Origin of the sequence: Pseudomonas sp. A014 (assembly GCF_052378495.1) — a bacterium.
GTDB lineage: Bacteria > Pseudomonadota > Gammaproteobacteria > Pseudomonadales > Pseudomonadaceae > Aquipseudomonas > Aquipseudomonas machongensis.
The window spans coordinates 785572-808170 of sequence record NZ_CP199001.1 but is presented as its reverse complement, the minus strand read 5'-3'; the positions used below and the strand labels follow the sequence as shown (position 1 = coordinate 808170).

The following is a 22599-nucleotide window of genomic DNA, read 5'->3' as shown; positions in this document are numbered from 1 at the left end:
ACCCGCTGCTTCATTGGCTGAGGCTGGCCTTGGCTGCGGGATAGAAGACGCCAGCCAGCTCATGCAAGGTGGCCGGCAGCCGCGGACCGAGGCCACCAACCAGCAGCGTCGGATCGAGTGACACCAGGCGCTTGTCGCGCACCGCACGCGAAGCGGCCAACGCCGGGTTTTCCTTGAGCAGGGCCTTGAGCGCCTGCTCGCCGTCCAGTGCCCGATCGGAAAACACCACGACGTCCGGATCCAGCGCTGCCAGCGCTTCGACGGAGAAGTTCTTGTAACCCTGGTGATCCGCCAGGTTGCGCGCACCAGCCTGGCGCAACAGCCAGTCGCCTGAAGTGCCCTGCCCCGCGATCAACGGCTTGGCCCCGGCATGTCCGACCAGCAGCAACACGCCTGGAGCCTTCTGACCGGCCTGGGCCTGCTTGATCTTCGCCTGCAGCGCATCGAGCTGCTGGTGGTAGCGGTTGCTCAGCTCACTGGCTTTATGCTGCGCGCCGAGCAGCTCGCCCAGGTGCTGAAGATTCTTGTCCACTGCCGCCAAGTCGGCCTCGCTGGAGAACAACTCGACACGCACACCGGCCCCGCGCACCTGCGCCAGCACTGGTGGCGGCCCCATCTCCTCGGTGCCGACCAGCACATCCGGACGCAGGCTGAGGATACCCTCGGCCGACAGTTGGCGCTGGTAGCCGATGCTCGGCAGGGCCTTGAGCGACTGCGGATGCTGGCTGGTTGTGTCGACGCCGACCAGACGCGCCTCGCCGCCGAGGGCGCTGATCCATTCGCTCAGCGCGCCCCCGGCGCTGACCCAGCGCTGCGGCAAGTCGGCGGCCAGCAACGGGGACGAAAGAACAAGACCGGCGCACAAGGCGATCAGGGCAACAGGACGGCGCATCATCGGGTTCCTTTGCAGAAGGCGGCCAGACACCTTGTGGCACCTGACGGAACTGCGCACCATGGACGGGCTGGCGCAGTGGATGCGGGCAATTTGATAATTATTCGCATTGAAGCGTCAAGCCAACATTGGTTTCAAGAGTCTTATCTGCAATGCATTTCCTCTGCTCCTCCCAAGCCCTCGCAGAAGGCCGCAGCCGCGCCTTCAGCGTAGCCGGTGAAACGCTGTTCGGCGTGCGCCGCCAGGGCCGGGTGTACCTGTACCGCAACTACTGCCCGCACCGCGGCATCACCCTGAACTGGGCGCCGGACGGTTTCCTCGATGACAGCGCCAGCCTGATTCATTGCGCCCACCATGGCGCGCTGTTCCTGATCGAGTCCGGCGAATGCGTGTCGGGCCCCTGCGAGGGCGAGTCGTTGCAGGCCCTGGACTGCCACGAAGACAGCCAGGGCATCTGGCTCAAGGATTGAGCAATACCGGCAGGCGGCGATCGATGACGATCTGCTCGGCGTCAAGGCGTGCACCATAGGCCAGCACCTCGACGCCATCGGCCACCGCATCGCGCAGTGCCTGGGCATAGCCGGGGTCGATCTCTTCGGCCGGGCGTACCGCCTCGATGCCGGTGAGGTTGACGCAGTACAACTGCACGGCGCGAACACCCTGGCGGGCCAGTGCAGCGAGCTCGCGCAGGTGCTTGGCACCGCGTTGGGTCACCGCGTCAGGAAAGGCCGCCACCGCCGTATCGGGATAGCCCAGGGTCACACTCTTGACCTCGACATAAGCCGGGCCATCGGCGAACTCCAGGCGAAAATCCACGCGACTGCGCTCTTCGCCATAGGCCACCTCACGCTTGAGCGCGGTGAACCCGGCCAACTCGGTGATCACGCCCGCGCGCAGGGCTTCCTCGACCAAGGCATTGGCCCTGCCGGTATTGACGCAGGCCATGCGCCCCTGGGGCGTTTCGCTGATCTCCCAGGTGCCCGGCAGCTTGCGCTTGGGATCGTTGGAACGACTGAACCAGACCTGCCCGCCGTCGCGCATGCAGTTGAGCATCGAGCCGGTATTCGGGCAGTGGATGGTCATCTGTTCGCCATTGGCCAGCTCGATGTCGGCCAGGAAGCGCTTGTAGCGGCGCAGCAGACGCGCCTGTTCGAGTTCGGGAAAAAACAGCATCAGGGTTGCCAGCTCCGCAGGCCACGGGCGATGCGCTGCACCGCTTCTTCCAGGCGCGCCAGGCTCTGGGTGTAGGCAAAGCGTACGTGATGCCCGGCCTGGTGACGGCCGAAGTCCAGCCCAGGCGTGAAGGCCAGGTGCTCGGTTTCCAGGAAATGGCTGCAGAAGGCGAAGGCATCGCCGCCGAAAGCACTGATGTCGGCATATAGATAGAAGGCGCCCTGCGGCTCCACGGCAATGCCGAAACCGAGCTCGCGCAAGGCGGGCAGCAGGTAGTCACGGCGCCGGGCGAACTCGGCGCGGCGTTCTTCGAAAATGGCCAGGGTGCCGGGCTCGAAGCACGCAAGCGCAGCATGCTGGGCCATGCTCGGCGCGCTGATGTAGAGGTTCTGCGCCAGCTTTTCCAGGTCAGCCACGGCCGAAGGCGGCGCCACCAGCCAGCCGAGACGCCAGCCGGTCATGCCGAAATACTTGGAAAAACTATTCAGGACGAAGGCGTCGTCATCCACCTCCAGCACGCTCGGGGCGTCCATGCCATAGGTCAGGCCGTGGTAGATCTCGTCCACCACCAGGTGCCCGTGATGCTCCCGGGTGGCCCGGGACAAGCTGGCCAGCGCCTCACGGTCAAGCACGGTGCCGGTCGGGTTGGCGGGCGAAGCCACCAGCGCACCCACGGTATCCTTGTCCCAGTACCGCTCGACCAGGTCGGCGGTGAGCTGGTAGTTCACCTCCGGCCCCACCGGTACCAGTTGCGCGCCGCCTTCGACCAGGCGCAGGAAATGGCGGTTGCACGGGTAGCCTGGGTCGGCCAGCAGCCAGTGCTTGCCCGGATCCACCAGCAGGCTGCTGGCCAGCAGCAGCGCGCCGGAACCTCCAGGCGTCACGAGGATTCGCTCGGGATCCACCGCCAGGCCATAACGCTGGCCGTAGAAACCTGCGATCGCCTCGCGCAACGCAGGCAGGCCACGGGCGGCAGTGTAGCGGGTGTGCCCTGCCGCGAGCGCGGCCTGCCCGGCTTCGACGATCGGCGCGGCCGTGGTGAAGTCCGGCTCGCCGATCTCCAGGTGGATCACATCATGGCCAGCCGCCTGCAGCTCGTTGGCACGCGCCAGCAGCGCCATGACATGGAAGGGTTCGATGGCGCGGCTGCGCGCACTGTAGGAGTGGGCCATGACCTTCTCTCAATTGGGTCTAAACTGGTGATTCTACTGTCGAGAAACACCGAACGGGCGACGCGGGCTGCTGTCAATACCTCGGATCGGGCGGGGTAGCGCACCCCCGATCTATCTGGTAAGTTCGGCGGCTCGCAGTCGCAGGGCCGGCGGTCGCCGGAGATGGAGCATCCTGCGCATTGGATCAGATGAGTGAGAGGCGGTCTATTCATGTCCACCGTAGAAAAGCAGAAAACCAATCAGACCATGTACGGTGTCGAGCCCTATAAGGAAACCAAGGGTGAAGAGTACATGGGCGAACCCATGCGCAAGCACTTCACCAAGCTACTGGGCGCATGGAAGCTCGAGCTGATGACCAGTGTCGATCAGACCGTGACCCATATGAAGGACGAAGCCGCCAACTTCCCGGACCCTGCGGACCGCGCGAGCCAGGAAGAAGAGTTCGCTCTGGAGCTGCGTAACCGCGACCGTGAACGCAAGCTGATCAAGAAGATCGACAAGACCTTGCAGAAGATCCAGGACGAAGAATACGGCTGGTGCGACTCCTGTGGCATCGAGATCGGCCTGCGCCGACTGGAAGCCCGTCCCACCGCAGACCTGTGCTTCGACTGCAAGGAAATTGCCGAGAAAAAGGAAAAGACGGTCGGCAAAGGCTGATCCTCCTTCCCTTCGAACGGGGCGCATCGAGCGCCCCGTTTCATTTATATGCCCAGCACATCCATGACCGACTCCCGCTATATCGGGCGATTCGCCCCCACCCCCAGTGGCTTCCTGCATTTCGGCTCGCTGGTCGCCGCCCTCGCCTCCTGGCTCGATGCCCGCGCTGTCGATGGGCGCTGGCTGCTGCGCATGGAGGACACCGATCCGCCCCGGGAAATGCCCGGTGCCCGTGACGCCATCCTGCAGACCCTCGAACGTTACGGCCTGGAGTGGGATGGCGAAGTGGTGTTCCAGAGCCAGCGTCATGAGGCCTACGCTACAGTAGTCAATCGCCTGTTCAGCATGGGCCTGGCCTACGCCTGCACCTGTTCGCGCAAGCAGTTGGAAGGGTATGGCGGCATCTATCCCGGTTTCTGCCGCAACGCTGGCCATGCCCGCGAAAATGCCGCCATCCGTATTCGGGTGCCCGAACTGCTCTACCGCTTCAACGACCGCGTACAGGGGGAGTACCAGCAGCACCTTGGACGCGAGGTGGGGGATTTCGTCATCCAGCGCCGCGACGGGCTGTATGCCTATCAACTGGCAGTGGTGCTGGACGATGCCTGGCAAGGCGTGACCGACATCGTGCGCGGCGCCGATCTGCTCGACAACACCCCGCGCCAGCTGTACCTGCAGGAACTACTGGGGTTCTCGCAACCGCGCTACCTGCACATTCCGCTGATCGTGCAGCCTGATGGGCACAAGCTGGGCAAATCGTACCGTTCACCACCGCTGCAGGCGGACCAGGCCACACCGTTGCTGCTGCGCGCGTTACGGGCACTGGGGCAGGCGAGTGACCCGGCGCTGGAAGGCGCCAGTGCGGCAGAGGTCCTGGCGGTGGCGCGCAGGCAGTGGAAACCTGAGGCGATTGCGCGGCGGTTGACAGTGCCGGAAGCAGATCTGCGCTGACGCGGCCGCCCCTCTCGCGAGGCAAACTCTGCACGATTCAAAACCCCAACAAATTCAAACTCTTGGCGAACACCCCAGAATCCCGCTAGCATCGCCCCGGCCATTTGCGCCAATAATAAGAAGCTCAAATCCGCAGCGCCCTGCCATCGAGGCCCGCATGTATATCTATCGCTTGGTCCTGCTTCTGGTCGTGGGGATCTATCTGTTCTCCCCGGCCATCATGGACTGGTGGATCGAACCGACCGGAGCCTGGTACCGCCCGTATCTGCTCTGGCTGATCCTGATCGTCGTCACCTTCATCCTGCAGAGCCAACGAGATGCCGATGAGCTTTAGCCTTACCCAGATGATCCTGATCAGCGCCGCCTACCTGCTGGTGCTGTTCGGCGTGGCCTGGGTCAGCGAACGCGGGTTGATCCCGCGCTCGGTCATCCGCCACCCCCTGACCTACACCCTGTCGCTGGGCGTCTATGCCAGTGCCTGGGCGTTCTATGGTTCGGTAGGCCTGGCCTACCAGTACGGCTACGGCTTCCTCGCCTGTTACCTGGGCGTGTCCGGCGCCTTCCTGCTGGCACCGGTGCTGCTCTACCCGATTCTCAAGATCACCCGCACCTACCAGCTCTCCTCGCTGGCCGACCTGCTGGCGTTCCGTTTCCGCAGCACCTGGGCCGGTGCCCTGACTACGGTGATCATGCTGATCGGCGTATTGCCGTTGCTGGCCCTGCAGATCCAGGCGGTGGCCGATTCCATCAGCATCCTGACCGGCGAGCCAGTCAAGGCGCGCGTGGCCTTCGCCTTCTGCGTGCTGATCATTCTCTTCACCATTTTCTTCGGCTCACGCCATATCGCCACCCGCGAGAAGCACGAAGGCCTTGTGTTCGCCATCGCCTTCGAGTCGGTGATCAAGCTGCTGGCCTTGGGCGGCATCGGCCTGTACGCCTTGTATGGGGTGTTCGGTGGTCCGCACGAGCTGGAAGTCTGGCTGCTGCAGAACCAGACAGCACTGGCCGCGCTGCACACGCCGTTGCAGGAGGGACCATGGCGCACGCTGCTGCTGGTGTTCTTCGCCTCGGCGATCGTCATGCCGCACATGTACCACATGGCCTTCACCGAGAACCTCAGCCCGCGCTCGCTGGTCAGCGCCAGCTGGGGCCTGCCGCTGTTCCTGCTGCTGATGAGCCTGGCGGTGCCGCTGGTGCTATGGGCTGGCCTGCGCCTGGGTGCAAGCACCAACCCGGAATACTTCACCCTGGGCCTGGGCATCGCCGCCAACAACGAGGCACTGGCCTTGCTCGCCTACGTCGGCGGTCTGTCAGCGGCCAGCGGCCTGATCATCGTCACCACCCTGGCGCTCTCGGGCATGGCCCTCAACCACCTGGTGCTGCCGCTCTACCAGCCCCCTGCCGAGGGCAACATCTACCGCTGGCTGAAATGGACGCGCCGCGCGTTGATCGTCGCGATCATCACCGCAGGCTTCGTCTTCTACCTGACCCAGAATACCCACCAGAGCCTGGCCAACCTGGGCATCGTCGCCTTCGTCGCCACGCTGCAGTTCCTGCCGGGCGTGCTTTCGGTACTGTACTGGCCAACCGCCAATCGACGCGGCTTCATCGCCGGCCTGCTGGCCGGCACATTGGTGTGGATGGTCACCATGCTGCTGCCGCTGCTGGGCAATGTGCAGGGCTTCTACATCCCACTGCTGAACATGATCTACGTGCTGGACGACACCAGCTGGCACATGGCGGCCATCGCCTCGCTGGCGGCCAACGTGCTGCTGTTCACCCTGATCTCGCTGTTCACCAACGCCAGCAGCGAGGAGGTCAGCGCCGCCGAGGCCTGCGCAGTGGACAATGTGCGCCGCCCGCAACGTCGCGAACTGCATGCGGCCTCACCCCAGGAGTTCGCTACCCAACTGGCCAAGCCACTGGGCGCCAAGGCCGCGCAAAAAGAAGTCGAGCAGGCCCTGCGTGACCTCTACCTGCCCTTCGACGAACGCCGCCCCTACGCCCTGCGTCGCCTGCGTGACCGCATCGAGGCCAACCTCTCGGGGCTGATGGGCCCCAGCGTAGCCCAGGACATGGTCGAGACTTTCCTGCCCTACAAGTCCGGTAACGAGAACTACGTCACCGAAGACATTCACTTCATCGAAAGCCGTCTCGAGGACTACCACTCGCGCCTGACCGGCCTTGCCGCCGAGCTCGATGCGCTACGCCGCTACCACCGTCAGACGCTGCAGGAATTGCCCATGGGTGTCTGCTCGCTGGCCAAGGACCAGGAAATCCTGATGTGGAACCGGGCCATGGAGGAGCTGACCGGCATCGCCGCCAAGCACGTTGTCGGTTCGCGCCTGGTGACCATCGCCGAACCTTGGCGCGGGTTGCTGCAAGGCTTCATCGACCTTCCCGACGAGCACCTGCACAAGCAACGCCTGGCCCTCGATGGCCAGCCGCGCTGGCTCAACCTGCACAAGGCGGCCATCGACGAGCCGCTGGCACCGGGTAACAGCGGCCTGGTGCTGCTTGTCGAAGACCTCACCGAGACCCAGGCCCTCGAAGAGAAGCTGGTGCACTCCGAGCGCCTGGCCAGTATCGGCCGCCTGGCTGCGGGCGTGGCCCACGAGATCGGCAACCCGATCACCGGCATCGCTTGCCTGGCGCAGAACCTGCGCGAGGAACGCGAAGGCGACGGCGAGATCATCGAGCTGTCGAGCCAGATCCTCGAACAGACCAAGCGTGTCTCGCGCATCGTACAGTCGCTGATGAGCTTCGCCCACGCAGGTGGCAGCCACCAGAATACCGAAGAGCCCGTGTCGCTGGCCGAGGTCGCGCAGGATGCCATCGGTCTGCTGGCGTTGAATCGGCGCAATTTCGAAGTACAGTTCTTCAACCTTTGCGACCCGGACCACTGGGCCGAGGGTGACCCGCAACGCCTGGCCCAGGTGCTGATCAACCTGCTGTCCAACGCCCGCGACGCCTCGCCACCCGGCAGCGCCGTGCGCGTGCGCAGCGAAGCGAGCGAGCATACCGTCGACCTTATCGTCGAAGACGAGGGCAGCGGTATTCCGAAGAACATCATGGATCGCCTGTTCGAGCCCTTCTTCACCACCAAGGACCCTGGCGAGGGAACCGGACTGGGGCTCGCTCTGGTCTATTCCATCGTGGAAGAGCATTATGGGCAAATCACCATCGACAGCCCGGCCGATCTCGATCGGCAACGTGGCACACGGATCCGCGTGACCCTGCCCCGGCATGTCGTAGCGACGTCCCCTGAAATTCGAGACCGTCGAGAGAATTGAATCAATGCCGCACATTCTGATCGTCGAAGACGAAACCATCATCCGTTCGGCCCTGCGTCGTCTGCTCGAGCGAAACCAGTACCAGGTCAGCGAAGCCGGCTCGGTGCAGGAAGCCCAGGAACGCTTCAGCATTGCCACCTTCGACCTGATCGTCAGTGACCTGCGCCTGCCCGGGGCACCGGGCACCGAGCTGATCAAGCTCGGCCAGGGCACGCCGGTGCTGATCATGACCAGCTACGCCAGCCTCCGCTCGGCGGTCGACTCGATGAAAATGGGTGCGGTGGACTACATCGCCAAGCCTTTCGACCATGACGAGATGCTCCAGGCTGTCGCGCGCATCCTGCGCGACCGGCAGAATGCCCCGGCCGCCACTGCGGCCACGGCCGAAGTGCGCAGCAACGGCAAAGCACCAGGGGCTGAAAAGCAGACCGGCGCCTCGGCCAACGGCGAGATTGGCATCATTGGTTCCTGCCCTCCCATGCAGGACCTGTACAGCAAGATCCGCAAGGTCGCCCCTACCGACTCCAATGTCCTGATCCAGGGCGAGTCCGGTACCGGCAAGGAGCTGGTCGCCCGTGCCCTGCACAACCTCTCGCGACGCGCCAAGGCACCGATGATCTCGGTGAACTGCGCGGCCATCCCGGAAACGCTGATCGAATCCGAGCTGTTCGGCCATGAGAAAGGCGCCTTCACCGGCGCCAGCGCTGGCCGTGCCGGCCTGGTCGAGGCAGCGGACGGCGGCACCCTGTTCCTGGACGAGATCGGTGAATTGCCGTTGGAGGCCCAGGCTCGACTGCTGCGTGTGCTGCAGGAAGGCGAGATCCGCCGGGTCGGCTCGGTACAGTCGCAAAAGGTCGATGTGCGCCTGATCGCCGCGACCCACCGTGACCTGAAGAACCTGGCCAAGTCCGGCCAGTTCCGCGAAGACCTTTATTACCGTCTGCACGTCATCGCCTTGAAACTGCCCGCCTTGCGCGAGCGCGGTAGCGACGTCAACGAGATTGCCAATGCCTTCCTCGCCCGACAGAGCGCACGCATCGGCCGTGACGACCTGCATTTCTCCAGCGATGCCGAGCAAGCCATCCGCCATTACAGCTGGCCGGGTAACGTCCGTGAGCTGGAGAATGCCGTCGAGCGCGCGGTCATTCTCAGCGAAAGCCCGGAAATATCCGCCGACCTGCTGGGCATCGACATCGAACTGAGCGGCCTTGAAGACGACGACCTGCTCGACAGCCTGCCGGTGGTCGCAGGTGTCGGTGGTAACAACGCCAGCCACGAGCCGACAGAAGACCTGTCGCTGGAGGATTACTTCCAGCACTTCGTCCTCGAACACCAGGACCACATGACCGAGACGGAGCTGGCCCGCAAGCTGGGTGTGAGCCGCAAGTGCCTGTGGGAGCGTCGCCAGCGCCTGGGGATTCCGCGGCGCAAGAGCAACGTCGCCAGCGAGAACTGATACGTCCACAGCTCTACAGCGCCGACCCTGGGTCGGCGCTTTGCGTTCAGGGGCCAGCCCCCCCGATGACACCTGCCCCCTCGTCAGCCGGTAACACCCGGTTACCATGAAAAATCTGTTACCTCAGCCGCCCGCGACGTAACAAATCGAGGCATACGGTAACGAAATTTCTACATTCCCCCGCCTTTCGGGCTGACCGAAAATCCGCAAACCCTTGATTTCATTGGATTTGAAAAAGTTGGCACGCCACCTGCTATATCTTTCGTACAAGAACAATAACAAGCACTGCTACTCAGAATAAGAACAAGACGAAACGGCTCACGCATAACAAGAACAAGACGGCGGAGGCGCAGCTAACTGATTCTTTTGGAGAGGAGTTGTGTTTGGGGCTTGCCCCACAACCAGGCAGAGAACAACAAAAACTGCACTAAAGCAGGGCCTGAACTGGTTGGATCGATTGATCAGCATAGCATCAGCGACCAAAGCAATCCGTTTGCTCTTCACCCCTGGATTTGGGGTCGTCCACACGCTTCAAGCTGTGTGGACAGGGCACTCAACAAAAACAAGAAGCCCGATAAAAAAACAATAAGAGCACGCAACGACTTGATGGGGAGCTTAGGCTCCCCATGTCGTTTCTCCCCGCCTTAATCGCCTTTCGGCACCGCCTACACCATTCCGCCAGTAAATGCTAGAATCCCCCGCCATCATGCGGCCATTCTCCTAGTCTTGGCCGAACATTCCTTCAAACAGTGCATCCCATGCTGAAGAAGCTGTTCCAGTCGTTCCGTCCTCCCATCAGTGGTCAGCACCACAGGCGCACCACGCCTGAAGTGATCAACAAGAGCCAGCACTCGCTGCAACGCAGCCAGTTCAGCCGCCACGCCGTGAGCATCGTCGAGCGCCTGCAGGGCGCCGGCTACCAGGCCTACCTGGTCGGCGGCTGCGTGCGCGACCTCCTGCTGGGCATTACCCCCAAGGATTTTGACGTCGCCACCAGCGCCACGCCCGAACAGGTGCGTGCCGAATTTCGCAATGCCAGGATCATTGGCCGGCGCTTCAAGCTGGTCCACATCCATTTCGGCCGCGAAATCATCGAAGTCGCCACCTTCCGCGCCCATCACAGCGAAGATGACCAGGGGGACAGCCACCGTTCGTCGCACAACGCCAACGGGCGCATCCTGCGCGACAACGTCTACGGCACCCTCGAAGACGACGCCCAGCGTCGCGACTTCACCATCAACGCCCTGTACTACGATCCGGTCAGCGAGCGCATCCTGGACTATGCCAATGGCGTCCACGACATTCGCAATCGCCTGCTGCGCCTGATCGGCAACCCGACCCACCGCTACCAGGAAGATCCGGTGCGCATGCTGCGCGCGGTGCGTTTCGCCGCCAAGCTCGACTTCGGCATCGAGAAGCACACCGTCCAGCCAATCCGCGAATTGGCCAAGCTGCTGCGCGAAATCCCGCCGGCGCGCCTGTTCGAGGAAGTGCTCAAGCTGTTCCTGTCGGGCCAGGGGGCAATCGCCTTCGAGATGCTGGTCGACCTGGACCTGTTCGAGCCCCTGTTCCCGGCCAGCGCCCATGCCCTGGATGAGCGCCCGACCTACACACACACCCTGATCAGCCAGGCTCTGGCCAACACCGACCTGCGCGTCAAGCAGGGCAAACCGGTGACCCCGGCCTTCCTGTTCGCCGCACTGCTGTGGCCTGCCCTGCCGGCACGCGCACTGTACCTGCAAAGCCAGGGCGTACCGCCGATCCCGGCGATGAACGAAGCCGCCCACGACCTGATCGCCGAACAGTGCCAGCGCATTGCTATTCCCAAGCGCTTCACCCTGCCGATCCGCGAAATCTGGGACATGCAGGAACGCCTGCCACGGCGCAGCGGCAAACGTGCCGACATGCTGCTGGACAACCCGCGTTTCCGCGCCGGCTACGACTTCCTGCTGCTGCGCGAAAGTGCCGGCGAAGAAACCGATGATCTGGGCCAATGGTGGACCGACTACCAGGACGCCCACGACAGCGAACGCCGCGACATGATCCGCGAGCTGGGTAGCCGTGACGAAGGCTCGGGGCCAGCCCCGCGCAAACGCAAGCGCAGCAACAGCAAGCGCAAGAGCGGTGGTGGCGACGAGGCCTTCGACTGAGCATGCCGGTACGCGCCTATATTGGCCTGGGCAGCAACCTCGACGCCCCCGCCGAGCAACTGCGCAGCGCCCTCCAGGCGCTGGATCAGATCGCCGGGACGCGCCTGGTGGCCACTTCGTCGTTGTACACCAGTGACTCCCTGCTGCCCGGCCAGCCGCGCTACACCAATGCGGTCGCTGCCCTGGACACCGAGCTGGCACCGCTGGCGTTGCTCGATGCCCTGCAGGGTATCGAGAACGACCAGGGTCGGGTGCGCAAGGAGCGCTGGGGCCCGCGCACACTTGACCTGGATGTACTGCTGTTCGGCGATCAGCTCATCGATGTGCCACGCCTGAAAGTGCCGCATTACCACCTGCATGCCCGCCCCTTCGTGCTTTATCCACTGGCCGAACTGGTCCCTGACGACTTCCATCTGGCAGACGGCCGCAGCCTCGCGCAACTGCTCCAGGACTGCCCGTTCGTCGGGCTGGAACGCTTGTAATCCGGGCGTTTCAGCCATCGGTAACGCCAGTAACACCCTGATCGTAACAATGCGGTAACAGGGTGATTGACTTCCCCCCCATCGCTCACGACTATAGGCGTCCCGCGGCGCCCGTATGCCGCATCACACCCATTTAGGCCCGGACAGCCCTGTGACCGAACATCACGCACGATGATGTGCCGCTCCGGAAGATGAATACACGCGTTGTACGCAGTCGTTTTTCACAGCGCCTGAACGAGGATTTCGCTACATGCCTGAAGTAACCCTGACCACCCTGCATGGCCTGAAGGCCAAGGGTGAGAAAATCACCATGCTGACCTGCTATGACGCCACCTTCGCCAAGGCCGCCAGCCAGGCCGGCGTCGAGGTGCTGCTGGTTGGCGATTCGCTCGGCATGGTCCTGCAGGGCCATGACAGCACCCTGCCCGTCACCACCGACGACATGGCCTACCACACCGCCTGCGTCAAACGCGGCAACGACGGTGCGCTGATCCTGGCCGACCTGCCCTTCATGGCCCATGCCACGCTCGAGCAGTCGTTCGCCAACTGCGCCAAGCTGATGCGCGCCGGTGCGCACATGATCAAGGTCGAAGGTGCCGCCTGGCTGGGCGAAACCATCCGTCTGCTGGCCGACCGCGGCGTGCCGGTGTGCGCGCACATGGGCCTGACCCCGCAGACCGTCAACGTGCTCGGTGGCTACAAGGTCCAGGGGCGCCAGGAAGGCCAGGCGCAACAGATGCGCGCCGATGCCATCGCCCTCGAGCAGGCTGGCGCCGCCATGCTGCTGCTCGAATGCGTGCCCAGCGAGCTGGCCACGGAGATTTCCCAGGCGGTGAGCATTCCAGTAATCGGTATCGGTGCCGGCAGTGGTACCGACGGTCAGGTACTGGTGCTGCACGACATGCTGGGCCTGTCGCTCAGCGGCCGCGTGCCGAAATTCGTGAAGAACTTCATGGCTGGCCAGCCCGATATCCAAAGCGCCCTGGCGGCCTACGTCAAGCAGGTCAAGGACGTGAGTTTCCCAGCACCTGAGCACGGGTTCAGCGCATGAATACCGTCAAGACTGTCCGCGAACTGCGCGCCGCCGTAGCGCGCGCCCGCGGCGAAGGCAAGCGTATCGCCTTCGTCCCGACCATGGGCAACCTGCACAGCGGCCATGCCGCGCTGGTGACCAAGGCCGCCCAGCGCGCCGACTTCGTGGTGGCCAGCATCTTCGTCAACCCGCTGCAGTTCGGCGCAGGCGAAGACCTCGACAAATACCCACGCACCCTCGCCGCCGATCAGGAAACCCTGTTGCAGGCCGGTTGCCATCTGCTGTTCGCGCCCACGGTCGAAGAGATGTACCCCGACGGCATGACCGTGCAGACGCGGGTGAGCGTGCCACAACTGTCCGAAGGCCTGTGCGGCGCCAGCCGCCCCGGGCACTTCGAGGGTGTGGCGACGGTGGTCAGCAAGCTGTTCAACATGGTCCAGCCGGATCTGGCCGTGTTTGGCGAAAAAGACTACCAGCAGCTGGCGGTCATCCGCGCCATGGTGCGTGACCTGAACATGCCAATTCAGATCATCGGTGAGCCGACCGTGCGGGCTGAAGACGGATTGGCACTGTCTTCGCGCAACGGTTATCTCAACGCTGAGCAACGCGCTGCAGCACCTGCGCTGTACCAGGCGCTGGGCCAACTGGCCGATGGTATTCGTCGCGGGCGACGCGACTTCGCGGCATTGCTCGACGAGGGCCAGGCCAAACTGGTGGCCGCCGGGTTCCGCCCGGACTACCTGGAAGTGCGTCATGCACTGACCCTGAAGCCTGCGCAGCCGGACGATCGCGACCTGGTGATTCTGGGGGCGGCGTACCAGGGAAGCACGCGGTTGATCGACAACCTCTACCTGCATCTGGACGAGCCTTCGGCGTAATCCAGACCGGCCTCTTCGCAGCACTACGTGCGAGGAGGCCGCAACTGTCTTACCTTGTCCCGAAACCCCGCAAAAATTTCATCCTCCTCCTGCCCCTGCCCATTCCCGCCGCCTGGCCAATGCCTATAATGGGCCTCTCCTGCAACTGGCAAAGACTGCCAGTGTCAAAGCCTGACCATGCCCGAAGGAAACCATCCGCAATGGCGTATTACCGCACTCCCCACGATGTGACGGCCCTGCCCGCCTGGCAGGCGCTCCAGCAGCACCGCGATGCCATGCAGGGGTTCAGCATGCGCGACGCCTTCTCCGCCGATCCCAAGCGCTTCGAGCAATTCTCGCTCAGCAGCTGCGGCCTTTTTCTCGATTACTCGAAGAACCTGATCAACGAAAAGACCCGCGAACTGCTGGTCGAACTGGCCCAGGAAGTCGGCCTGGCTGATGCGATCAAGTCGATGTTCAGCGGCGAGATCATCAACGGCTCCGAAGGCCGTCCGGTACTGCACACCGCCCTGCGCCGCCCGGTTGGCGACAAGCTCAGCGTGGGGGGCGTCAATGTGATGCCCGAAGTGCACAAGGTTCTCAACCAGATCACCGAACTGGTCGGCCGCATCCACGACGGCCTATGGCGCGGCTACAGCGAAAAGCCGATCACCGACGTGGTCAACATCGGCATCGGCGGCTCCTTCCTCGGCCCCGAACTGGTCTCCGAGGCCCTGCTGCCCTACGCCCAGCGCGGCGTGCGCTGCCACTACCTGGCCAACATCGACGGCAGCGAGTTCCACGAGCTGTCAGCCAACCTGCGCGCCGAAACCACCCTGTTCATCGTTTCGTCGAAGTCGTTCAACACCCTCGAAACCCTGAAGAACGCCATGGCGGCACGCACCTGGTACCTCGCCCAGGGCGGCTCGGAAGCCGAGCTCTACCGCCACTTCATCGCAGTCTCCAGCAACAAGGCCGCCGCCGTGGCCTTCGGCATTCGTGAAGAAAACATCTTCCCGATGTGGGATTGGGTGGGCGGGCGCTATTCGCTGTGGTCGGCCATTGGCCTGCCGATCGCCCTGGCCATCGGTACTGCCAACTTCAAGGAACTGCTGTCCGGCGCCTATACCATGGACCAGCATTTCCAGACCGCGCCGTTCGAAAAGAACATGCCGGTCCTGCTGGCCCTGCTCGGCGTTTGGTACGGCAACTTCTGGAATGCCAGCAGCCACGCGATCCTGCCGTATGACCACTACCTGCGTAACATCACCAAGCACCTGCAACAGCTGGACATGGAGTCCAACGGCAAGAGCGTTTTGACCGACGGTTCCCCGGTGAAAACCGAGACCGGCCCGGTGATCTGGGGTGGCGTTGGCTGCAACGGTCAGCACGCCTATCACCAGTTGTTGCATCAAGGCACCCAGATGATTCCGGCCGACTTCATCGTGCCGGTGGTGAGCTTCAACCCGGTGGCCGACCATCACCAGTGGCTGTATGCCAACTGTCTGTCGCAGAGCCAGGCGCTGATGCTGGGCAAGACTCGCGAGGAAGCCGAGACCGAGCTGCGCGCCAAAGGCCTGAACGAAGCAGATGTCGAAAAGCTTGCACCGCACAAGGTGATTCCGGGCAACCGCCCGAGCAACACCCTGGTGGTCGAGCGCATCAGCCCACGCCGCCTCGGCGCGCTGGTGGCGATGTACGAGCACAAGGTCTTCGTGCAGAGCGTGGTCTGGGGCATCAACGCCTTCGACCAGTGGGGCGTAGAGTTGGGCAAGGAGCTGGGCAAGGGGGTCTACCAGCGTCTGGTCGGCAGCCTGGAAGACAGCGCCGAAGATGGCTCGACCCAAGGGCTGATCAACTACTTCCGCGGACGTCACCGCGGTTGACCTGAACGCTGAATTCGCGGGCGAGCCCGCTCCTACAGGCCCTTGTAGGAGCGGGCTCGCCCGCGAAGAGGCCAGCACAGGTTGAACAACAGTTCCAGCTACACTGTCCATCGAATAGCCGTTGAAGTCCCTCCGACAAGAGCAGGACCACCCGCCATGTTCGATATCCGCGACTACCCCCAGGCCCTGTCTGTCAGCCAGGCCGCCGAACTCTCCGACGCAGATTACCGCCGCCTCTACCGCCAGTCGGTGGACGACCCCGATACCTTCTGGGCCGAGCAGGCCGCTCGCCTGGACTGGATCAAACCCTGGTCGAGCGTGCAACAGTGCGACCTCAAGACCGGCACCGCACGCTGGTTCGATGGCGCCCAGCTCAATGTCAGTTACAACTGCATCGACCGTCATCTCGACAAACGTGGCGACCAGACCGCCCTGCTCTGGGAAGACGACGACCCGAAAGACGCCAGACCGATCACCTACCGCGAGCTGCATCGCCAGGTCTGCCGCCTGGCCAACGCCCTGAAAGCCCGTGGCGTGAAGAAAGGCGATCGGGTCTGCATCTACATGCCGATGATCCCCGAAGCCGCCTACGCCATGCTCGCCTGCACGCGGATCGGCGCCATTCACTCGGTGGTGTTCGGCGGTTTCTCCCCCGATGCCCTGCGCGACCGTATCCTCGATGCCGACTGCCGCACGGTGATCACTGCCGACGAGGGCGTGCGCGGCGGCAAGCGTATCCCGCTCAAGCAGAACGTCGACAAAGCCCTGGCCGATTGCCCGGATGTCAGCAGTGTGCTGGTGGTCAAGCGCACCGGGGGCGATGTGGCCTGGAGCGAAGGACGCGACCTCTGGTACCACGAAGCCACCGAGCACGCCGGCGACGACTGCGCCCCCGAACCGATGGCCGCCGAAGACCCGTTGTTCATCCTCTACACCTCAGGCAGTACCGGCAAACCCAAGGGCGTGCTGCACAGCACGGCGGGCTACCTGCTGCAGGCAACGATGACGTTCAAGGTGGTGTTCGACTATCGCGACGGCGAAGTCTTCTGGTGCACCGCCGACGTAGGCTGGGTCACGGGCCACAGCTACATCGTCTACGGCCCGCTGGCCAACGGTGCCATCTCGCTGATGTTCGAAGGCGTGCCCAACTACCCGGACACCTCGCGCTTCTGGCAGGTGGTCGACAAGCACCAGGTGAACATCTTCTACACCGCGCCCACGGCCCTGCGCGCCTTGATGCGCGAAGGCAACGCACCGTTGCAAGGTACCTCGCGCAAAAGCCTGCGCCTGCTCGGCAGCGTCGGCGAGCCGATCAACCCCGAAGCCTGGGAATGGTATTTCGAAGCCGTGGGGCAAAAGCGCTGCCCCATCGTCGACACCTGGTGGCAGACCGAGACCGGCGGCATCATGCTCACCCCTCTGCCTGGCACACCACGGCTGAAGCCCGGCTGTGCCACGCAACCGATGTTCGGTGTACAACCGGTGCTGCTGGACGAAAAAGGCAAGCCGATCGAAGGCCCTGGTGCCGGCCTGCTGGCGATCAAGGCCAGTTGGCCAGGGCAGATCCGTAGCGTCTATGGTGATCACCAGCGTATGGTCGACACCTACTTCAAACCCATGCCCGGCTACTACTTCACCGGCGATGGCGCACGCCGCGATGCTGACGGCGACTACTGGATCACCGGGCGTATCGACGATGTGATCAACGTATCCGGCCATCGCATCGGCACCGCCGAGGTAGAGAGTGCGCTAGTCCTGCACGACAAGGTCGCCGAGGCTGCGGTGGTCGGCTACCCCCACGACCTCAAGGGCCAGGGCGTGTATGCCTTCGTCACCACGATGAATGGCATCACCGCGGACGATGCGCTCAAGGCCGAGCTGCTGGCGCTGGTCAGCAAGGAGATCGGCAGCTTCGCCAAACCCGAGCTGATCCAGTGGGCACCGGCCTTGCCCAAGACCCGCTCGGGCAAGATCATGCGGCGTATACTGCGCAAGATCGCCTGCAACGAGCTGGACAACCTCGGCGATACCTCGACCCTCGCAGACCCCAGCGTGGTCCAGGGCCTCATCGACACACGCCTCAACCACTAGACGGCCGCCAGGCGGCCAGTACAGGTCGCCATGGAAGCCTTACGTCGCCGCATCGAAACCCAGGTCATGAGCCTCACCGGGCTGGCCCTCGGCCAGCTCGACCTGGAGTCCCCCAAGGGTGACCCGGGCCTGTTCGGCCCGCAAAGCGTCAGCTGGCAAGTACATGGTGATTTCCCCAGCATGCTGATCGGCGGCATCAGCGCATTGATGCTGCAACTGCTGCATCCACTGGCACTGGCCGGGGTCTGGGATCACTCGAATTTTCGCGAAGACCTGCTCGGCCGTCTGCGCCGCACCAGTCAGTTCATCTCCGGTACGACCTTCGGCTCGACGCGAGATGCCGAATGGTTGATCGACAAGGTCCGCAGCATCCACCTCAAGGTGGTCGGTACCGCTCCCGACGGACGCCATTACGCGGCCAGCGACCCGGACCTGCTGACCTGGGTGCACGTGGCGGAGGTCAGCAGTTTTCTCGCCGCCCACCTGCGCTACTGCAACCCACGGCTGTCAGTGGCTGACCAGGATGCCTACTACGACGAGATCGCCTTGATCGCCGAGCGGCTGGGCGCCCGAGACGTCCCGCGTTCATGTCGTCAGGTAGACGACTATCTGCAGCACATGCGCCCACAACTGCAGTGCGATGCCCGCAGCCTGGAGGTGGTCGGCATACTGCTCGAAGCCCCGGCGCCCAGTCGGCTGGCAGAACCCGTGGGCAAGCTGATGCTGCACGCGGGCATCGACTTGCTGCCCGATTGGGCCAGCGCCCTGCTCGGTCTGCACCAAGGCCCCCTGCAGCGTCGCATGGTGCGCCTGGGCGTGGAGCGTACAGCGCCCGTGTTGCGCTGGGCCATGCGCGACGGTTCGGCGCATCGCGCCCGGCGGCGGATGGGCTTGCTCTAAGAGTTCTCCGATGTATCGGAACTGATTTGACGTGCCATACTCCAAGCACCTCCGCTCGAGACAGACGACGCCGCACATGCCCAAAGGATTGAATCGCGCCATTGGCGCCTTGCTGGCCATCGTGGCCCTGTACAGCCTGCTTGGCTTCTTCATTCTTCCCGGTGTGGGCCTGCGCATCGCCAACCAGCAACTGGCGCAGTACGCCAGCGTGCCGGCGCACCTGCAGCGTATCGAGCTCAACCCGTTCAGCCTTGAGCTGACGTTGTGGGGCCTGCAGATCGGCGAGCCGGGCAAGGAGCAGGTGGCCTTCGAACGCCTCTACGCCAACCTCTCCCTCGACAGCCTATGGAGCGGCGCCCTGCACCTGGACGCGGTAGAGCTGGACAAGCCGCGCACCGAGCTGCTGTTCGCCAAGGACGGCAGCCTCAACCTCAGTCAGCTGTTCAAGCTGCCGCCGAGCGAGCCGAAACCGGACGAGCCGCCGAGCGATCCGTTCCCGCTGCGGATCGCCAGCATCAAGCTCAACGAAGGCTACCTGCACTTCCAGGACCTGCGCCCGAGCGAACCCATCGAGTTCCTCTATGACTCGATGAACCTCGAACTGAAGAACCTCAGCACCTTGCCGGACGACAGCGCCGACATGACGCTGGTCGCCAACGGCCCCAATGGCGGGCGTATCGACTGGAGCGGCAACCTGAGCCTGTCGCCCATCACCTCCGAAGGCACGCTGAAGATCACCGACAGCAAGATGAAGCTGTTCTGGCCTTACGTACGTGATGCTGTACCGCTGGTGCTGGAAGACGGCGTCCTCAGCCTCGATACCCACTACAAACTGAACCTGTCCAAGGAAACCGAGCTGCTGCTCGATAACGCCTCCGTGCGCGTCGCGCCCTTCGCCATCAAGGCGCCCGATGGCCGCCCACTGGCGCGCCTGGCCAGCCTTGAGGTCAGCGAAACCTCCATCGACCTGGCCAAGCAGCTGGTGACCGTCGGCAAGATCCGTAGCGAAAAACTCGAAACCTGGGCAGCCCTCGAACGTGACGGTCAGCTCGACTGGCAGAAACTCTTCGCCAGTCAGCCCGCCAAAGCCACCCCCAAGGAAAAGGCCGAGCCCGCCACCGCAGCGCCGCCCCCCGAGGAAAACGCCGCCAAGCAGCCCAGCAAACCCTGGCAGGTTCTGCTCAAGGATGTTCAGGCACGCAACTACATGATTCACCTGGCCGACCGCAGCCAGAAAGAGCCCGTGGCACTCGATGTCGGGCCGCTCAACCTGGACATGCAAGGCTTTGACAGCCTCAACAAGTCGCCCTTCACGCTCAAGCTCGACACCGGCGTGGGCCGCCAAGGCAAGCTGCAGGCTGCCGGCCAGGTCAACCTGGCACCGGTCACCGCCAAGCTGGACGTCAGTACCCGCGACATCGACCTGCGCGTAGCCCAGGCCTACATCAGCCCGTTCATTCGCCTGGAGCTGCGCAGCGGCATGCTCGCCAGCGATCTCAAGGTCGACCTCAAGGGCACCGAGCCACTGGCCTTCAGCGTGGCGGGCAAGGCCCAGGTCAACCAGTTGCACACCCTCGACACGATCAAGGGGCGCGACTTCGTGAAATGGCAGCAGGTGAACGTCGATGGGCTGTCCTATGTGCACGGCGACGCCCTTTCGATCGACAAGGTCACCCTGTTGCAGCCCTACGCGCGCTTCATCATCAACGAAGACCGCACCACCAGTGTCGACGACCTTCTCATCCCGCAACCTGCTGACGCACCAACCGCCAGCCAAGCGAAACCGGCCACAGCCAGCAATGAAAAGCCGCTGGGCATCCGAATCGGCCAGATCGATATCAACGATGGCTCGGCCAACTTCGCCGACCTGACATTGACGCCCAACTTCGCCACCGCCGTACAGCAGTTGAACGGCCAGATCGGCACCATCGACAACCGCAAGCCGCTCCCGGCGAAAGTGGACGTCAAAGGCAAGGTCGATCGCTACGCGCCGGTGACCATCAAGGGCGCATTGAATCCGTTCGACCCGATGGCCAGCCTCGACATCGCCACCAGCTTCAAGCGCGTCGAACTGACCACCCTGACGCCCTACTCCGGCAAGTTCGCCGGGTTCCGCATCCGCAAGGGACGTCTGAATCTCGACCTGCACTATGTGATCACAAAGGGCCAGCTCAAGGCCGAGAACAAGGTCGTGGTGGAGCAACTGCAACTGGGTGAAAAAGTCGACAGCCCCGATGCCGTCGACCTGCCTATTCGCCTCGCTGTCGCGTTGCTCAAGGATACCGAGGGCAAGATCTCCATCGAGCTGCCTGTCACGGGCGATCTCAACAACCCGCAGTTCAGCGTCATGCCGATCGTCTGGCAAACCCTGCGCAACCTGGTGCTGCGTGCGGCGCAGGCGCCGTTCAAGTTCATCGGCGGATTGATTGCCGGTGGCGGTTCGGAGGATCTGGGCAACGTATCCTTCGCTCCCGGCTCCAGCGATCTCAGCAGCGAGGCCCAGTCGGCCCTGGACAAACTGGCCTCGGCCCTGCAACAGCGGCCGGAACTGCGCCTGGAGATCGAAGGTACCAGCGCACAGAGCAGCGACGGCCCATTGATCGCCCAACAGCGTCTGGAACGCGAATACCAGGCGACCTGGTACAAGATTCTGCAGCGGCGCGGTGACAAGGTACCGGCCAATGCCTCGATGCTGGTGGTCGACGACAGCGACAAGCCGGCCATGCTCGAGGGCATCTACCGCACCCGTCTCAAGCAGCAGCCACCTGCAGAATGGGAAAAGCTCAGCCGCGAAGAGCGCACCACCAAGCTGCGCGAGGCGGTGATCAAATCCTGGGCCGAAAGCGCGGCCTTGCTGCGCAACCTCGGCCAGGACCGGGCGAGCAGCATCAAGGACTACCTGGTAGACAAGGGCAAGCTGGAGGATGACCGGGTGTACTTCATCGACACTACCTTGGGTCAGGCCGAGAGCGACGGGCGAGTAATCACACCGATGCATCTGGACGCAGAGTAATCCCTGAACACTTTCAGACGCGCAAAGAGAAAGCCCCGGCAGATGCCGGGGCTTTCTCTTTGGGTGGCCAGATCCTTCTGACCGGCGGGACAATCCTTATTCGGTTTTCAGCGCTTCAGCAGTTACGTCTTTCACGCCTTTGATCTTCTTGGTGATGTTCACCGCGGTTTCTTTCTGCGATGGGGTGACCTTCGTGTCCGAAGACAGGGAGACAACACCGTGGCTGGTTTCAACCTTGATATCGCTGCCTGGGATGCCTTTTTCGGTCAGCAGATCAGCCTTGACCTTGGTGGTGATCCAGGTGTCCGAGGTTTCTTGCTTGGCATCGGCCACCGGTTGGTTGGAAGCCAGCATCACTGGAGCTTGGGTAGCCTCTGCGGCGAATGCGCCGTTAGCCATCGACAGAGTCAGGGCGGTAGCAGTAGCGGCAGCAATGGCAAACTTCTTCATGTGGGTCACTCCTGTTTATTCGAAAGATCTGCGCCGTGGTTCCTGGCTGCAGGTATGAAGGTAGTTGCAGGGGCTGTGCCAGTTTTTCCGCTTCGCTTGATTCCTTTAAAAACAAAGAGTTACGGCATTTCACTTGTCAGGGG

18 protein-coding genes are annotated in these 22599 nt (G+C 63.3%); 14 read left to right on the top strand and 4 right to left on the bottom strand.

Annotated features, from left to right (window positions below):
• Positions 1 to 10 precede the first annotated feature (10 nt).
• Complete coding sequence (locus tag ACTYOL_RS03825) at positions 11 to 895, bottom strand: heme/hemin ABC transporter substrate-binding protein (protein ID WP_200603709.1); 885 nt, start codon at positions 893 to 895, stop codon at positions 11 to 13.
• 149 nt (positions 896 to 1044) lie between these two features.
• Between ACTYOL_RS03825 and ACTYOL_RS03820 the strand changes: the two genes are divergently transcribed.
• Positions 1045 to 1362 carry a Rieske (2Fe-2S) protein gene (locus ACTYOL_RS03820; protein WP_153774516.1) on the top strand — a complete coding sequence of 106 codons (318 nt, stop codon included), beginning with the start codon at positions 1045 to 1047 and terminating at the stop codon, positions 1360 to 1362.
• Here ACTYOL_RS03820 and sfsA read toward each other — a convergent pair.
• Together sfsA and ACTYOL_RS03810 are read right to left on the bottom strand one after the other, a co-directional pair.
• Positions 1352 to 2065, bottom strand: coding sequence for a DNA/RNA nuclease SfsA (sfsA, locus tag ACTYOL_RS03815; protein ID WP_054892593.1), 714 nt, complete (start codon positions 2063 to 2065; stop codon positions 1352 to 1354). The genes ACTYOL_RS03820 and sfsA overlap by 11 nt on opposite strands.
• Positions 2065 to 3237 carry a pyridoxal phosphate-dependent aminotransferase gene (locus ACTYOL_RS03810; protein ID WP_444757558.1) on the bottom strand — a complete coding sequence of 391 codons (1173 nt, stop codon included), beginning with the start codon at positions 3235 to 3237 and terminating at the stop codon, positions 2065 to 2067. The genes sfsA and ACTYOL_RS03810 overlap by 1 nt, the downstream gene beginning before the upstream one ends.
• Positions 3238 to 3447: 210 nt before the next feature.
• Here ACTYOL_RS03810 and dksA point away from each other — a divergent pair, with 210 nt between their 5' ends.
• The 13 genes from dksA to ACTYOL_RS03745 all read left to right on the top strand — a co-directional run bounded on the left by dksA (position 3448) and on the right by ACTYOL_RS03745 (position 22006).
• Positions 3448 to 3894 carry an RNA polymerase-binding protein DksA gene (gene dksA, locus ACTYOL_RS03805; protein WP_054892595.1) on the top strand — a complete coding sequence of 149 codons (447 nt, stop codon included), beginning with the start codon at positions 3448 to 3450 and terminating at the stop codon, positions 3892 to 3894.
• A 63-nt stretch (positions 3895 to 3957) separates the two neighbouring features.
• The gene (gene gluQRS / locus ACTYOL_RS03800) at positions 3958 to 4845 is read left to right on the top strand and encodes a tRNA glutamyl-Q(34) synthetase GluQRS (protein WP_444757557.1); all 888 of its coding nucleotides are present in this window, start codon (positions 3958 to 3960) and stop codon (positions 4843 to 4845) included.
• Between the two features lie 157 nt (positions 4846 to 5002).
• A complete protein-coding gene (locus tag ACTYOL_RS03795; RefSeq protein WP_003250005.1) occupies positions 5003 to 5179 on the top strand; it encodes a hypothetical protein in 177 nt (58 codons plus the stop codon).
• Complete coding sequence (locus tag ACTYOL_RS03790; RefSeq protein WP_162714346.1) at positions 5163 to 8138, top strand: sensor histidine kinase; 2976 nt, start codon at positions 5163 to 5165, stop codon at positions 8136 to 8138. The genes ACTYOL_RS03795 and ACTYOL_RS03790 overlap by 17 nt, the downstream gene beginning before the upstream one ends.
• Positions 8139 to 8142: 4 nt before the next feature.
• Complete coding sequence (locus tag ACTYOL_RS03785; RefSeq protein ID WP_125930804.1) at positions 8143 to 9594, top strand: sigma-54-dependent transcriptional regulator; 1452 nt, start codon at positions 8143 to 8145, stop codon at positions 9592 to 9594.
• A 758-nt stretch (positions 9595 to 10352) separates the two neighbouring features.
• Complete coding sequence (locus ACTYOL_RS03780) at positions 10353 to 11744, top strand: polynucleotide adenylyltransferase PcnB (protein ID WP_065861593.1); 1392 nt, start codon at positions 10353 to 10355, stop codon at positions 11742 to 11744.
• 2 nt (positions 11745 to 11746) lie between these two features.
• Entirely contained in the window at positions 11747 to 12226 is a 480-nt protein-coding gene (gene folK, locus ACTYOL_RS03775) for a 2-amino-4-hydroxy-6-hydroxymethyldihydropteridine diphosphokinase (RefSeq protein ID WP_153774511.1), read from the top strand.
• A gap of 250 nt (positions 12227 to 12476) precedes the next feature.
• Complete coding sequence (panB, locus tag ACTYOL_RS03770) at positions 12477 to 13277, top strand: 3-methyl-2-oxobutanoate hydroxymethyltransferase (RefSeq protein ID WP_153774510.1); 801 nt, start codon at positions 12477 to 12479, stop codon at positions 13275 to 13277.
• Positions 13274 to 14137 (top strand): pantoate--beta-alanine ligase, encoded by an 864-nt coding sequence (gene panC / locus ACTYOL_RS03765; protein ID WP_153774509.1) that lies wholly within the window; start codon positions 13274 to 13276, stop codon positions 14135 to 14137. Before panB ends, panC begins: the two co-directional genes overlap by 4 nt.
• A 200-nt stretch (positions 14138 to 14337) precedes the next feature.
• Positions 14338 to 16002 carry a glucose-6-phosphate isomerase gene (gene pgi / locus ACTYOL_RS03760; RefSeq protein ID WP_153774508.1) on the top strand — a complete coding sequence of 555 codons (1665 nt, stop codon included), beginning with the start codon at positions 14338 to 14340 and terminating at the stop codon, positions 16000 to 16002.
• A 156-nt stretch (positions 16003 to 16158) separates the two neighbouring features.
• A complete protein-coding gene (gene acs / locus ACTYOL_RS03755; RefSeq protein ID WP_444757556.1) occupies positions 16159 to 18093 on the top strand; it encodes an acetate--CoA ligase in 1935 nt (644 codons plus the stop codon).
• 30 nt (positions 18094 to 18123) lie between these two features.
• Positions 18124 to 18993 (top strand): oxygenase MpaB family protein, encoded by an 870-nt coding sequence (locus ACTYOL_RS03750; protein WP_112897272.1) that lies wholly within the window; start codon positions 18124 to 18126, stop codon positions 18991 to 18993.
• 31 nt (positions 18994 to 19024) lie between these two features.
• A complete protein-coding gene (locus ACTYOL_RS03745) occupies positions 19025 to 22006 on the top strand; it encodes a DUF748 domain-containing protein (RefSeq protein WP_444757555.1) in 2982 nt (993 codons plus the stop codon).
• A gap of 96 nt (positions 22007 to 22102) precedes the next feature.
• On the opposite strand, the gene ACTYOL_RS03740 is transcribed toward ACTYOL_RS03745, so the two are convergent.
• Positions 22103 to 22456, bottom strand: coding sequence for a BON domain-containing protein (locus ACTYOL_RS03740; RefSeq protein WP_054892607.1), 354 nt, complete (start codon positions 22454 to 22456; stop codon positions 22103 to 22105).
• Positions 22457 to 22599 lie beyond the last annotated feature (143 nt).

Coding starts and splice junctions, on each gene's coding strand:
- ACTYOL_RS03825 (WP_200603709.1), bottom strand. CDS start 895: ATGATGCGCCGTCCTGTTGCCCTGATCGCCTTGTGCGCCGGTCTTGTT.
- ACTYOL_RS03820 (WP_153774516.1), top strand. CDS start 1,045: ATGCATTTCCTCTGCTCCTCCCAAGCCCTCGCAGAAGGCCGCAGCCGC.
- sfsA (WP_054892593.1), bottom strand. CDS start 2,065: ATGCTGTTTTTTCCCGAACTCGAACAGGCGCGTCTGCTGCGCCGCTAC.
- ACTYOL_RS03810 (WP_444757558.1), bottom strand. CDS start 3,237: ATGGCCCACTCCTACAGTGCGCGCAGCCGCGCCATCGAACCCTTCCAT.
- dksA (WP_054892595.1), top strand. CDS start 3,448: ATGTCCACCGTAGAAAAGCAGAAAACCAATCAGACCATGTACGGTGTC.
- gluQRS (WP_444757557.1), top strand. CDS start 3,958: ATGACCGACTCCCGCTATATCGGGCGATTCGCCCCCACCCCCAGTGGC.
- ACTYOL_RS03795 (WP_003250005.1), top strand. CDS start 5,003: ATGTATATCTATCGCTTGGTCCTGCTTCTGGTCGTGGGGATCTATCTG.
- ACTYOL_RS03790 (WP_162714346.1), top strand. CDS start 5,163: ATGCCGATGAGCTTTAGCCTTACCCAGATGATCCTGATCAGCGCCGCC.
- ACTYOL_RS03785 (WP_125930804.1), top strand. CDS start 8,143: ATGCCGCACATTCTGATCGTCGAAGACGAAACCATCATCCGTTCGGCC.
- ACTYOL_RS03780 (WP_065861593.1), top strand. CDS start 10,353: ATGCTGAAGAAGCTGTTCCAGTCGTTCCGTCCTCCCATCAGTGGTCAG.
- folK (WP_153774511.1), top strand. CDS start 11,747: ATGCCGGTACGCGCCTATATTGGCCTGGGCAGCAACCTCGACGCCCCC.
- panB (WP_153774510.1), top strand. CDS start 12,477: ATGCCTGAAGTAACCCTGACCACCCTGCATGGCCTGAAGGCCAAGGGT.
- panC (WP_153774509.1), top strand. CDS start 13,274: ATGAATACCGTCAAGACTGTCCGCGAACTGCGCGCCGCCGTAGCGCGC.
- pgi (WP_153774508.1), top strand. CDS start 14,338: ATGGCGTATTACCGCACTCCCCACGATGTGACGGCCCTGCCCGCCTGG.
- acs (WP_444757556.1), top strand. CDS start 16,159: ATGTTCGATATCCGCGACTACCCCCAGGCCCTGTCTGTCAGCCAGGCC.
- ACTYOL_RS03750 (WP_112897272.1), top strand. CDS start 18,124: ATGGAAGCCTTACGTCGCCGCATCGAAACCCAGGTCATGAGCCTCACC.
- ACTYOL_RS03740 (WP_054892607.1), bottom strand. CDS start 22,456: ATGAAGAAGTTTGCCATTGCTGCCGCTACTGCTACCGCCCTGACTCTG.